We start from the raw sequence: 12,435 nt of genomic DNA, 5'->3' as shown, positions 1-12,435 counted from the left end.
GGTGGTCCACATGCAGAACTGGGCTCGGGGAAGTCTCCTGGTCGTCGCACTAGGTGCGATGTCCAACCTCGCACTTACCTTCATTCCCGACGTGATGCCGCATCGGGTGACGATCCCGATCGTCTGGTGCACCGCCGTCGCGACCGTCGTCATCGCCGTCGTGTACCTGTTCGAGCAGACCATCGCGGCTCGCCAGCGGGTCGAGCGAGACGCCGAGCTGGAACGGGCGCGCCTGCTGAACGAGCTGCGCCAGTACCGGGGCATCGAATGGGTGAGCGCGGACCGCGAGCACCGGAACGCGTCGCTCGATATCTGGAGGGCGGCGCGGCACCAGGTCGTCGTGTTCGGGTTCGGCATGACGAGCGTGGCGCGCGACCCCAACCTGATCTGGGCGATGGTCAACCGCGGCGTGGACGTCGACGTCATCAAGGTCGACCCCGAGTGGCTCGTTGACCATCCCGCGATCGCCTCGACCATCGACGGGTACTACGACCGGGACGAGGCGTTCATCGGCCAGGTGCTGCAGGCGCACGTCCGGCTGGAGGGGCTCGCCCGCGAGATCAACGAGGCCGGGCGAGGGCAGCTGAACATCCACACCTACCGGACCACCGTCCAGTACAGCGGCTCGATCCGGGATCCTGGGACGCCTGAGGCATCCGGCTACGTGGAGTTCCACCTCTACCGGAAGTCCATCGAGCGCCTCGGCATCGGCCTGAAGCAGTACGACGGCGACGACGACCTGAACCCGCCGATCCTGCACCACGTGCTGCACTCGCTCGCGCTGGCCGTGGGGCACCCGGTGCCCGCCGAGCGAAGGCCGCCGGCCCTGGGCGCCGGCGACGAGGGGGTCGTGCTGGGTGGCGACGACGTGCCGCCCGGGGCTGGGCAATGACACGGCCCGACGGCGGGTTGTGGGGTGGTCTGGAACTGGTCGCCCTGGGGGTGGACTCGGAGCTGGTGGAGGCGGGGCGATGAGACCAGGACGCGGGCGTTGGGTGGTCTCCGGCCAGAGGCCGGGCGAAGCGGGACGACCGTGGGCGGGCGGCGGACTGCTGGTGATCGTCCTCGGCATCTCCGCCAACCTGCTGCTGACGTTCGCGCCCGACGTCGTCCCGGCGTGGGTCGCAAGTGCGGTGGTCGTGTGCACGTCGGCGACCCTCGTCCTGGTGGCCGTTGCCGTCCTCGTCCAGCGACTTCGGCAGGCCTCGGACGCCGAGGCGGCTGCCGCCCGTGCGGTGAAGGAGGCGGAGGCAAGGCGGCGAGAGCTGCGCGGTGTCGTGTCAGCGGGCAAGGAACGCGTCCGGGGGGCTGAGTTCTCGGAAACCCTGCTCGGAGCCCGCGAGAGGCTGATCATCCACGGCGTGGGCATGACGCAGGTCTCGCGCGAAGTGGACCTGATTCGAACGGCGGCCCTGAGTGGGCTGGAGATCCACATCGTGATGGTCGATCCCCGGTGGCTGCGGAGGACCCGGGGCATGGCAGGCGCGCTGGCGCGCTACTACGACAACCCGCAGATGCTGGGACAGGTCGAGAAGTCGCATCGGGACATCGTGACCATGGCGCGGGAGGTCAACGCCGAGTGTCACGAGGAACGTGTGCGGGTGCACACCTATCGGGCGATCTCTCCGTTCGGCGCGGCGATCGCAGAGCCGGGGACGCCGGAGGTGAACGGCCTGATCGAGTTCCACGTCACCGGCCGCTTGCCGCGGCGCATTCGGTTCGGCGTCGAGTACTACCAGGACGACGCGCGAGACCGGTCGGTCGTGTCGCAGATCATCGACTCGATCTCCGATCTGAGCGGCTACAACTTCACTGCGACTAATCCGGATCGTTCGCGCGATGCCGAGCAAACACCGTGAGCCAGGGTTTGCCCCGCAGGTCTGCGGTGAGCAGGTCGGTGATCACGAACCCGTCCCCGGCGGCATCCCGAACGAGGCTGAGGAAGTCATCCTTCGGGTAATGGCCGCGCCATCGTTCCACGGCAGTCCCGTTCATTCGGGTCTTGGCAAAGAAGTTCTCGTCGCGGATGTCCTCGATCGTGGTCGAGAAGAGGGCAAGGCCTCCCGGGGCGACAAGTTCCAACGCTCGCCGCACGACGTCTTCGTCCGCAGGCTTCGGAAAGAGGTGGATGAAGGCATTGGCCACGACCAGCTCGAACTTTCGGTCAAGCGGTGGTGCCACCTCGCCGGCGGCGTCGAAGAATTTTCCGGTAAGGAACTCACCTTCCAGGAACGTCGGCCCGGGGCCCTGCAAGGCTTGTGTGTCCCTGGAACGTGCGAGCTCGATCATGCGGGAGGAAAAGTCGACTGCCGTCACGTTGTACCCGCGCTCTGCCAGCAAGAAGGCATGGGAGCCGTCAGCGCAACCGATGTCGAGCGCATGTCCTGCCGCGACGGGCTTCAACGGCCTGCCCTGTTCGGGGTCCTGCAACCAGCGTGCCGCATGTCGTAGGCGCTGAGGTGACGTCTCCCGGTAGTCGTCGGCAAGCGTTTGATACGCGGCCAGGTTCGCGTCGAGCACGGAGGCGAGTCCTGGCCGGAGCGCGGTGGGTGCGCTCGTCGTGACGGCCGACATGCGGCTCCTAGGGCATCGGGATGCAGATATCGGGGAATGTCCACTGGGCATGGCGCGGCCGCCGGGCTTGTGGCCTGGTGTGGACACACGGATCTTGGCAGATCTTCCTTGAATATGCACACGCCAGCTCGGTTGGATCCTCGGCGAAGAAGTGCACGTCTGCTCGGTCGGGCGAGTGCTTGGCTGAGGCGATGCAGGCCAGCGAGGATCAGGATGTGGCACTATCCAGAGCGTGTCTTTAGATCGGATTGCCCTGATCAGTGATGTCCATGGCAACCTCACCGCGCTCGATGCAGTGCTCGACGACATCGAGTCACGGGGGATCGACCGGATCATCAACCTTGGCGACTTTGTCGGGAAGGGGCCGCGGGGGAGTGAGGTCGTCGACCGGTGCGACAAGGCGTGCGACGTCAACATCCGGGGAAACTGGGACGACCACCTGCCGGTGTGGAGCGACGAGTCCTCCCCGGAGATGATCTGGTGGCGCGACGAGCTGCGCGAGGACCAGCGGGACTGGCTGCTCGCGCTGCCGCTGAGCCACGACCTGCTGATCAGCGGGCGGCACATCAGGCTGTTCCACGCCTCCGCGACCAGCCCGCACGTGCGCGTGCACGCCCGCCACACGAGCGAAGAGTTCGAGGGCATGTTCGTCAACACGGCGATGACGGGCGGTGGGGCTCCGCCGACGATGGTGGGCTACGGCGACATCCATGACGCCTTCGTCGAGGTCAGCCGCGGCCGGACCTTGTTCAACGTCGGGAGTGTAGGCAACCCGCTGGACGAGCCGGTGCCCAGCTACGCGATCCTCGAGGGCGTCCTGGACGAGCCCGGCCAGGCGCCGTTCGGCCTGCACTTCATCCGGGTGCCGTACGACATCGAGGCGGAGATCGAAGCGGCCGCGAGGCTCGGTATGCCTGCGCTGGAGCCCTACGCGATCGAGCTGCGGACGGCCGTGTACCGCGGGTTCCGGGGGCTGTGATCAGGGGACGTGATCAGGCCGGCCGGGTCACGACGACGTCGACCCAGAGCTTTCCTTCGGCGTCCGGATCGACGACGACCCAGGGCTGTACCGGGACCTTGGTGCCGTACACGTCCCGGGCGGCCTCGCGGACGAGCCACACGAAGTACTCGAGCGTGTAGTGGTTCCGCCAGCGGCGGGCTACCTGCCCGCCCGCACCCGCCTTCATCTCGAGGCCCTGCCGGTTCGACAGCGCGGCCGTCGTCGAGAGCAGGGCGGTGCCGCCGGGGGCGACATGGCTGAGCACCTTGCGCACTGCGTCGTCGTCGGCCTCGGGAGGGAAGAGGTGGACGAAGGCCGTGGCGAGCACCAGGTCGAAGCGTGCTCCGTCGAGCGGGGCGTCCGTCCCGTCCTCGTCGACGTACCGGCCGGCCAGGAACTCGCCGTGCAGCAGGGACGGCTTGTTCGGCAGGGTCGGGTCGTCCATGAGCTCACGGGCCGCCGAGATCATCCGCGCCGAGAAGTCGATGCCGGTGACCGTGTATCCGAGCGCGGACAGTACGCGGGAGTGGGTGCCGTCCGCACACCCGACGTCCAGTGCCGTCGGATGTCCTGAGGCGGTGATCTCCGGCAGCCGCTGGGTAAGCCATTTCTTGGCATTCTCTTGACGGGCCTCGGCTGTGCCCTTGTATGTTCCCGCGAGCATGTCGTACGCCGCGCGATTGATATCAAGAATGGACTGGAGATCGGGCGAGGTGCTGCCGACGGTCGGAATCAGTGCGGGCACTACGGACGGCGCGGCCATCCATCCCCCTCGCGCGCGATGGATCGTTTCGATCCGCCAGTTGACAGGAAAACCGCCGAATCGCAGTCAGGATCGGCCGAATGGCGCTTATCGTGTCACAACTTCACTGCCACTGCTTTCACTTGTTCGGTGCCCGTGCGAGAGCAATTTCCGCGACCCTCGGTCTCGCGAAGAAAAGAATCAGTGCCAGATGGTGATACTCGCAGCGATTCGACTGGACTCCGGCCGCCCCGGCGCGCAAGACTGGCTGTGTGAACGAAATCACATTGGAAGCAGAAGACATCAGTCCGCACCAGGACCTCACCACGCTCGAAGCCGCGCGGCTGCTGGGAGTCTCGAAGCTGCACGTCATCGACCTTCTCGAGGCCGGAGAGATCGACTACCACATGGTCGGCACGGACCTCATGTTCAGCGCCGCGGAGATCGAGTCCTACAAGTCGGACCGCGAGCACCGCGACGCGGAGGCCCTCGTATCCGCATGACCCCCGCGCGGCGGGAGGCGCTGTGGCGTTTCCGCTGACGCAGTGCGTGCGCATCGCGAACCTGCGACGCCACGCACCCTGACGCCTGAGCGCACGTTCATCACCTGCGAACGTGCGCTCTTGTCATGCCCAGGCCAGTGGCTCCAGATCCTGCGGCCCGTCGGCCATCAGACCGGCGATGGCCTCGGCCGGCACGGGCCGCCCGCCCCACGCGTCGATGCCGACGTTGATCTGCCGGCCGCGCTGCCGCCAGGTGTTGTGGACGTGGCCGTGCACCACCCAGTCGCCTCGGTCCACTGGCCGGTACTCGACGAACCGGTCCTCGCCGTGCGAGTCGCCCGCGTACGGAAAGTGGGACAGCGTGACGCTCCGGCCGCCTACCGCGACCGGCTCGGGCCGGTCGTCGATCTCGGCAAAGCCTGCGTCGAGGTAGCGCTGCCGCTCCTTCGCCCGACGCCGCTCGCGCGCCTCCGGATCGCCCTTGCGAAGAGCGCGGTCGCCCTCCCAGCAGCGGTCATGGTTCCCCGGCACGAGGATCTTGCGCCCAGCGAGCCGTCCGACGCAGGCGAGGGACTCGTCGAGGGAACCGAGGGCGACGTCGCCCAGCACCCACACGGTGTCGTCGTCGGTGACCGTCTCGTTCCAGAGTTCCACGAGGCGGGCGTTCATCGCGGAGACGCCCGAGAACGGGCGGTCGCAGAACCGGATGATGTTCAGGTGTCCGAAGTGCAGGTCGGACGTGTAGTACGTAGTCATCTCGGAACGTATTCAACCGTCCCGGCGTGGCCGAGGGAACCGGAATACGGCGGCGGGATGAGCCATGATCGGCGGGTGGAACTCGCCGTCGATCTCAGCAACCGCACCGGCCGCACCGACGCGATCTACCGCGCCCTGCACGCGGCCCTCACCACGGGCCGGGTGCCGGCCGGGGAGCGGCTCCCCTCGACGCGCGACCTCGCCGGCGATCTCGGCGTCTCACGCGCGAGCGTCGCGACGGCGTACGAACGGCTCGTCGCCGAGGGCTTCCTGGAGACGCGGACCGGCGCGGGGACGTTCGCCACCGCGGCGGCGAGCGACACGCCTCTCGTGCGGCACCGTAGCCCGGGCGCCCTGCGCCCGCGGGCCGGCTGGCGCTGGTCGGTGCGTCCCGCCAGCGGTGACGCGCCGGTCCCGGCGCACGACTTCCGCGTGGGCATCCCCGACGCGAGCCTCTTTCCCTTCGAGACCTGGCGGCGGCTGCTGGCCGCCGAGTCCCGCGCCGGCGGCCCCGCTGCGGGCTCCTACGGCGGCCCCGCGGGCCTGCCCCGGTTCCGCGAGGCAGTGGCCCGCTACGTGGCCGGCTCCCGCGGGGTCCACGCCGGGCCCGACGACGTCATCGCCACCACCGGCGCGCAGCAGGCCCTCGACCTGGTGGCGCGCGTGCTGCTCGAACCGGGGGACACCGTCGCGATGGAGGATCCGGGGTATCCCGAGGCGCGAGAGCTCTTCGCGCTGCACGGGGCCCGAGTGGTGCCGGTGCAGGTCGATGCGGAGGGGCTGGTCGTGGACCAGGTCCCGGCGCGCGCCCGCCTGATCTACACCACCCCGTCGCACCAGTTCCCGCTCGGGATGCCGCTGTCGCTCGCCCGGCGCCGGGCCCTCCTGGCGCACGCCGCGCGGCACGGCGCGGCGGTGATCGAGGACGACTACGACAGCGAGTTCCGCCGTGCCCGCCGCCCGCTGGAGTCCTTGCAGGCCCTCGACCGGGACGGCCGCGTGGTCTACGTCGGGACCTTCTCGAAGTCGCTGCTGCCCGGCCTGCGCGTCGGCTACCTGGTGGCGCCGCCGTCGTTGCGTGACGCGCTGCTCGCCGCGCGCCAGCTCACCGACGGCCACGGAGCCGTGCACGTGCAGGCCGCGCTCGCACGGTTCATCGACGACGGCCTGCTCGCCCGGCACGTCCGGAAGGCATCCGCGCACTACACGGAGCGGTACGAGATCCTGCTGGACGCGCTGGCCGACCTGCCGGTCGAGCCCGTCCCGTCGGCGGCCGGCCTGCACGTGGCGGCCTACCTGCCCGCCGACGCCCCGGTGGGTTCGGCGGCAGTCGTCGCCCGCGCCCGACGCCGGTCGGTCGCCCTGGACTCCCTCGCCGCCTTCGCGGTGGGTCCCCACCGGGACGGGATGGTGCTCGGGATCGGTGGCGCGGTCACGAGCTCGATCCGGCCAGGCATTCGGGTGCTGGGGCGGCTGCTGGCACCGTGACGTCCGCGGTGCCGGCCGCCGCCGCGCGTGCCCGACGTCGCCGCCAGGCCGTCCAGGCGAGCCCACCCAGCGCTGCGACCACCGGGCCGGTCATGTGCGCCCCGGTCATCGCGAGCAGGCCGAGCGCGGCCACGAGCGACACCGCCGCGCACCACCAGGACACGCCCCAGCGGGGCAGGAGGCGCAGCGCCGCGGCCGTGCCCACCACGTAGAGCAGGGAGAACGTGGCGGTGGCCATGAGGAGTATCGCGTCGGTGGACAGGTGCAGGACGGCGAGCGTCGCCGTCGTGCCGAGGGCGACCGTCGTGATGAGGGCCAGGGAGCGGCGAGGCGTGCGGCCCGGCGCGGCCGCCAGCCATCCCGGGAGCGCGCCGTCCCGGGCGAGGGCGGCGCCCATCCGGCTGCCGCCCGCGAAGTAGACGTTGATGGCGCCGACGGTCAGCAGCACGGCCACCACTGTGGTGACCGGCCGGGCGTGCTCACCGAACCCGAGCACGAGCAGGTCCGAGAGGGGCGCCGGTCCCGGCGTCGGGCCGAGCACCGCTACCGTGGCGAACGCGACGCCCAGGTACAGCACGCCGACCACGGTCACGGCGATCGCCGTGGCCCGGGGGATGTCCCAGGCCGGACGGCGGTACTCCGCCGACAGCGAGCCCAGGATCTCCCACCCTGCGAAGGCCCAGACCAGCAGAGCCGCGGCCGAACCCACCGCGCCCCAGCCGTGCGGGGCGAACGGCGTGAGGTTACCGGGCTGCGCGTGCGGGAGCGCCACCACCACGGCGACGGCCAGCAGGAGCGCCACCGCCCCGGCGATGACGAGCTGCGCGGTGCCGGAGACGCGCAGGTCGAACCAGTTCATGACGGCGCACACCGTGATGATGGTGACGGTGGTGATCAGGGCCGTGCCGGTTCCGCCCCCGGTCGCGTCGGCGACGTAGGCGCCCGCGAAGCCCGCCGCGGCGGGGGCGCCCACCCCGATGGTCGCGTAGAACGCCCAGCCCACCATGGTGGACGCCCGCTCGCCGAAGGCGAGGCGCGCGTAGGTGGCGACGCCGCCGCCGTCGGGGTGGCGGGCGCCGAGGGCGGCGAACGTCGTGGCGAGCGGCACGGACAGGAGCACGAGGCCCGCCCATGCCACGAGCGAGGCGGGACCCGCCACGCCCGCCGCGAGGGCCGGGAGCGAGATGACGCCGGTGCCGAGCATGGCGCCGAGGGTGAGCGCTGCGCCCTGGGGGACGCTGAGTCCGTTCTGCATGGCTCTGACACTAGGCGCCGGGTGGACCGGCGAACGGGCCGATCCTGGCCCGTTCGTTCAGGCCAGTCCGCCCACCGCTGGTTGTCGCGCGGCTTCCGCGACCGCGTCGTCGGTAGCGGGTCAGCGCCCGGGGAGCGCCAGCGTGCGCCCCCGCTCGCGCAGGCGGCTCAGCCCGGCTGTGGTCGCGATGACCACGATCGTGTCGTGCGGATGCAGGTCCCGGCCGACCGCCGGCTCGATGGTGACCCCGCCGCCGCCGCTCGCCTGGGTGGCGGTACGGATCGCCAGCAGGCGGCACTCCCCGGGTACCCCGAGCGATTCGGGGTACTGGCCGACGAGCCCGCTGCCCGCGACGACCTCGATCTCGGCGAGGACGAGCACGCGGTTGAGGTAGGGGATGGTCGCCTTGACCTCCTGGCCGATCATCGCGGCGGCGAACCATGGCGCCGCGAGGAACGAGGAGCTGAGCCCGACCGAGTCGGGGATCTCGCGCCGGATGCGGCGCGACAGGTCCCTGTCGTACGCCCGCAGGACCGTGCGCAGCCGCGCCGACGTGTCCTTCGGCCGCGGGATCGAGCGCGCCGCGAAGCCGATGCCGATGGTCGTCGCCCCGCCGCTCGTGACCACCACTATCGCCTGGGCGGTGTCCACGTACGCCGCGCGCAGGGTCACCGCCCGGCGGGCGTCGCCGATCACGACGGGGACGTCCCGTGCGCGCGCCACCGCGATGCCGCGCGCGGACTCGTCGATGTCGACGGCGACCACCGGCACGCCGCGCCGGTCCAGGGACCGGACGATGCGGGTGCCGAGGTCACCGAGCCCGACGACGACCACGTGGTCGGCCATCGGGTGCAGCGGGGAGCCCGTGTCGAGCAGGCGCTGGGTCCGCACCACGCCGTCGACCACCACACCCGTGACCCATGGGATGACGGCGACGCTCACGACGGTCAGGGCCACCTGGGTGACCTTGACCACCGGGTTCGCGTCGTGGTCGGGGTCGCTGCCCGCCAGCGAGGGCAGCACCGCCTCGTACAGCGCCCCGAGGAAGGACGAGCCCGTGGCGAGCTGCATCGTCACCGCACCGACGAGGACGACCACGAGGAGGACCCCGGCGGCGAGCAGCAGGTTCCACCCGGAGGTGATCGCCAGGGTGCGCAGGTACTCGCCGACCCGGCGGCGCCGGTGCGGGTCCACCTCGTCCTCGTCGGGCTCGAGGTCGGCCTTGATCTCGGGCAGGACGTCGTTCTCCTCGGCGTCCGCCAGGAGCACCTTGGGTACGAGGCCGTCCATCTGGTCGTCGCTCGGGAGCACCTTGACGGTGCCGTCCGCAGCGGTCGCGAACAGGACCATGCGCGTCGGCAGGGACGTCGCCTCGTCCGACACGGCGACGAGGCGCCGGTGCTGCACCGGGAGGCGGATGAGGCGCCGCAGCGCGGCGCCGACGATCTCGGGTGCCGCGAACGCAGACGACGACAGCACCGTGCAGCGGTCGCGCTCCAGGTGCCGGCCGAGCGACTCGTCGAAGATCCGGACCACGACGTGCAGGTCCGGCCAGGCCTCGCGGAGCAGGAGCGCGAGGGCGACGTTGCCGCCGTCGTCCTGGTCCACGAGGGCGGCAGCGGCGGCGCGGCCCGCGCCGGCCGCGGTCAGGGCTCTCTCGTCTACCCGGTCCGTCTCGACGAGGTCGACCCTGTCGAGGGCGTCCATCTCGAGGGCGTACCGGGAGGTGCGGTCGGGTACGACCACGGTCACGGTGCCGCCGAAGCGGGTGCTGAGCGCCCGGGTCAGGCGAAAGGCGAGCGGACCGTCACCGACGACGACGTAGTGCGCGTTCGTGCCTGGTCCGACATCTGTCATGGTCGCTGAGCGTAGCGGGACCCTCCGACAACGAGCGCACGACATGTGCGCCCGTCGTCGGAGGGTCCGGGGGTCAGGCTCAGGCGCTACTCGGACCGCCTGCGCCTGCGGTTCCGCTTCGGGCTCAGGCGGGGACGTTCGCCACGCCGTCGGGCAGGAACCGCCTGCCCAGGACCTTCTCGCTGTAGCCAGTGCGGTCCAGGTACGGCGTGATGCCGCCCGTGTGGAAGCCCCAGCCGGCGCCGAGGATCATGGCCAGGTCGATCTGCTGCGGGCCGGGCACGACGCCCTCGTCCAGCATGATGCCGATCTCGGTGGTCAGCGTCGTGAGTACCGAGTCGAGCACGCCGTCGGCGTCGAGCACACCCGGCTCGCCCGGACGGGCGGGGCCGAAGTACTCCTGGATGGCCGGGTTGACCGGCTTGGGCAGGCCCTTGGCCGGGGCGTCCAGCACCACGCGGGTGCCGTCCTCGACGATCTTGGCCAGGCCGGCCGACGCCGGGATGCGATCGCCCAGGTTCTCGCGCAGCGAGGTGAGCACGTGCTGCGCGACGGCGGGGCCCACCAGGTCGGTGAGCTCGAACGTCGGCATCGGGAGGCCGAGGGGCGCGAGCGCCCGGTCCGCCACCTCGACCGGGGTCCCGCCTTCGATCGCGTCCACCACCTGGCCCATCACGAGCAGCAGCAGGCGGTTCACGATGAAGCCGGGGCGGTCGGCCGACATGATCGCCGTCTTGCGGAGCTTCTTCGTGACGGCGAACGCGGTGGCCAGAGCCTCGTCGGAGGTGTGCTCGGCGTTGATCACCTCGACCAGCGGCATCTGGGCCACCGGGTTGAAGAAGTGGATGCCGACCACGCGCTCCGGGTGGGCCAGGTCGGCCGCCATCTCGGTGACGGACAGCGCCGAGGTGTTGGTCGCCAGGATCGTCTCGGGGGAGATGACGCCCTCCAGCTCGGCGAACACCTTCTTCTTGAGCCCCATGACCTCGGTGACGGCCTCGATGACGAAGTCGCACGTGGCGAACTCTTCGATGTCCGTGGTGCCGGACACCGACGCCACGATGCGGGCTGCGGCGTCGGGCGTCAGGCGCCCGCGGGAAGCCAGCTTCTCGGCCGTCTCGCGGACGAAGGCCAGGCCCTTGTCCACGCGGTCCTGGTCCAGGTCGCGCATGACGACGGGTACGCCGAGGCGCTGCGCGAAGAGGAACGCCATCTGGGCGGCCATCAGGCCCGCGCCCACGACGCCGACCCGGGTGATCGGCCTGGCGAGCTTGGGGTCGGGGGCACCGATCGGCTTCTTGCCGCCGCCCACGAGGTTGAAGGCGTAGATGCTGGCGCGCATCTCGTCGGTCATGACCAGGTCGGCCAGCGCCTGGTCCTCCGCGGCGAACGCGTCCGCCTTGGTGGCGTTGCGGGCGGCGGCGATCAGCTCCAGCGCGCGGCCCGGGGCCGGGCGCGAGGCGCCGACCACGGCGTCGAGCTGGGCCTTGGCGGCGCCGACGACGGCGTCCCACACGGGCTGCGGGTCGAGCTCGCGGCGGGGCACCTCGATCTCGCCGGTGACGACCTTGGCGGCCCAGATGATGGACTGCTCCAGGAAGTCTGCGGCGTCGAACTGAGCGTCGACCAGGCCGATCTGCAGCGCCTCGGCCGGCTTGTACGGCTTGTTCGCCGCGGGGCGGGTGAGGATGACCTCGACGGCCTTCTCGACGCCGACCAGGCGCGGCACGAGGTAGGCGCCGCCCCAGCCGGGGATCAGGCCGATGCCGGTCTCGGGCAGGCCGAGCGCCGCGGCGTCGGAGGCCACGGTGCGGTAGTCGCAGTTGAGGGCGACCTCGAGGCCGCCGCCCAGGGCCAGGCCGTTGACGAACGCGAAGGTCGGCACGCCGGTGGCCGCGCGCAGGTCGCCGAGGATCGTGTACGCGGCGTGGCCCATGCGGCCCAGCTCGACGGCCTGGGCGTGGCTGCCCACCGAGGTGATGCCCTTGAGGTCGGCGCCCGCGGCGACGAAGTACGGCTTGCCGGTCACGCCGACGGCGGCGATCTCGCCGGCCTCGGCGCGGGCGCGGACCGCCTCAAGCGCAGCCTTCAGCTCGGCCATCCCGGCCGGCCCGAGCGTGTTCGGCTTGGTGTGGTCCAGGCCGTTGTCGAGCGTGACCAGCGCGAGGACGCCGGCGCCGCCGGGCAGCCGCACGTCACGGACGAGGGAGTGGGTGACGCGCTCGGTCGGAGCGGCGGGGGTGGTGGTCTCAGGCACGGG

Annotated in this window: 11 protein-coding genes; 5 read left to right on the top strand and 6 right to left on the bottom strand. The window is 71.1% G+C overall.

The window, feature by feature from the left end:
• The first annotated feature begins 10 nt into the window (after positions 1 to 10).
• Positions 11 to 892, top strand: coding sequence for a hypothetical protein (locus C8K30_RS19825; RefSeq protein WP_233257292.1), 882 nt, complete (start codon positions 11 to 13; stop codon positions 890 to 892).
• Positions 893 to 995: 103 nt separating this feature from the next.
• Positions 996 to 1,859 carry a hypothetical protein gene (locus C8K30_RS19820; protein ID WP_108494620.1) on the top strand — a complete coding sequence of 288 codons (864 nt, stop codon included), beginning with the start codon at positions 996 to 998 and terminating at the stop codon, positions 1,857 to 1,859.
• Here C8K30_RS19820 and C8K30_RS19815 read toward each other — a convergent pair.
• Positions 1,819 to 2,574, bottom strand: coding sequence for a bifunctional 2-polyprenyl-6-hydroxyphenol methylase/3-demethylubiquinol 3-O-methyltransferase UbiG (locus C8K30_RS19815; RefSeq protein ID WP_158281067.1), 756 nt, complete (start codon positions 2,572 to 2,574; stop codon positions 1,819 to 1,821). The genes C8K30_RS19820 and C8K30_RS19815 overlap by 41 nt on opposite strands.
• 232 nt (positions 2,575 to 2,806) lie before the next feature.
• Between C8K30_RS19815 and C8K30_RS19810 the strand changes: the two genes are divergently transcribed.
• Positions 2,807 to 3,553: a metallophosphoesterase gene (locus C8K30_RS19810; protein ID WP_108494619.1), complete on the top strand. Its 747-nt coding sequence runs from the start codon at positions 2,807 to 2,809 to the stop codon at positions 3,551 to 3,553.
• 13 nt (positions 3,554 to 3,566) lie between these two features.
• Here C8K30_RS19810 and C8K30_RS19805 read toward each other — a convergent pair whose 3' ends face one another.
• Entirely contained in the window at positions 3,567 to 4,337 is a 771-nt protein-coding gene (locus tag C8K30_RS19805) for a bifunctional 2-polyprenyl-6-hydroxyphenol methylase/3-demethylubiquinol 3-O-methyltransferase UbiG (RefSeq protein WP_108494618.1), read from the bottom strand.
• Between the two features lie 251 nt (positions 4,338 to 4,588).
• On the opposite strand from C8K30_RS19805, the gene C8K30_RS19800 reads away from it, so the two are divergent.
• The gene (locus C8K30_RS19800) at positions 4,589 to 4,819 is read left to right on the top strand and encodes an excisionase family DNA-binding protein (RefSeq protein ID WP_108494617.1); all 231 of its coding nucleotides are present in this window, start codon (positions 4,589 to 4,591) and stop codon (positions 4,817 to 4,819) included.
• A 123-nt stretch (positions 4,820 to 4,942) separates the two neighbouring features.
• Here C8K30_RS19800 and C8K30_RS19795 read toward each other — a convergent pair whose 3' ends face one another.
• Positions 4,943 to 5,575 (bottom strand): metallophosphoesterase, encoded by a 633-nt coding sequence (locus C8K30_RS19795; RefSeq protein WP_108494616.1) that lies wholly within the window; start codon positions 5,573 to 5,575, stop codon positions 4,943 to 4,945.
• 57 nt (positions 5,576 to 5,632) lie between these two features.
• Between C8K30_RS19795 and C8K30_RS19790 the strand changes: the two genes are divergently transcribed.
• Positions 5,633 to 7,063 carry a PLP-dependent aminotransferase family protein gene (locus tag C8K30_RS19790; protein ID WP_233257291.1) on the top strand — a complete coding sequence of 477 codons (1,431 nt, stop codon included), beginning with the start codon at positions 5,633 to 5,635 and terminating at the stop codon, positions 7,061 to 7,063.
• Here C8K30_RS19790 and C8K30_RS19785 read toward each other — a convergent pair.
• The 3 genes from C8K30_RS19785 to C8K30_RS19775 form a co-directional block, all read right to left on the bottom strand.
• Positions 7,008 to 8,318 (bottom strand): APC family permease, encoded by a 1,311-nt coding sequence (locus C8K30_RS19785; protein WP_108494614.1) that lies wholly within the window; start codon positions 8,316 to 8,318, stop codon positions 7,008 to 7,010. The genes C8K30_RS19790 and C8K30_RS19785 overlap by 56 nt on opposite strands.
• 120 nt (positions 8,319 to 8,438) lie before the next feature.
• A complete protein-coding gene (locus tag C8K30_RS19780; RefSeq protein ID WP_158281066.1) occupies positions 8,439 to 10,175 on the bottom strand; it encodes a TrkA family potassium uptake protein in 1,737 nt (578 codons plus the stop codon).
• Between the two features lie 124 nt (positions 10,176 to 10,299).
• Positions 10,300 to 12,432 carry a 3-hydroxyacyl-CoA dehydrogenase NAD-binding domain-containing protein gene (locus C8K30_RS19775; protein ID WP_108494612.1) on the bottom strand — a complete coding sequence of 711 codons (2,133 nt, stop codon included), beginning with the start codon at positions 12,430 to 12,432 and terminating at the stop codon, positions 10,300 to 10,302.
• Between the last annotated feature and the right edge of the window lie 3 nt (positions 12,433 to 12,435).

The sequence above is a fragment of the Promicromonospora sp. AC04 genome, from assembly GCF_003058225.1.
Taxonomy (GTDB): Bacteria; Actinomycetota; Actinomycetes; order Actinomycetales; family Cellulomonadaceae; genus Promicromonospora.
Note: the sequence above shows the minus strand (reverse complement) of the source record. Positions and strands in the feature narration are given on the sequence as shown.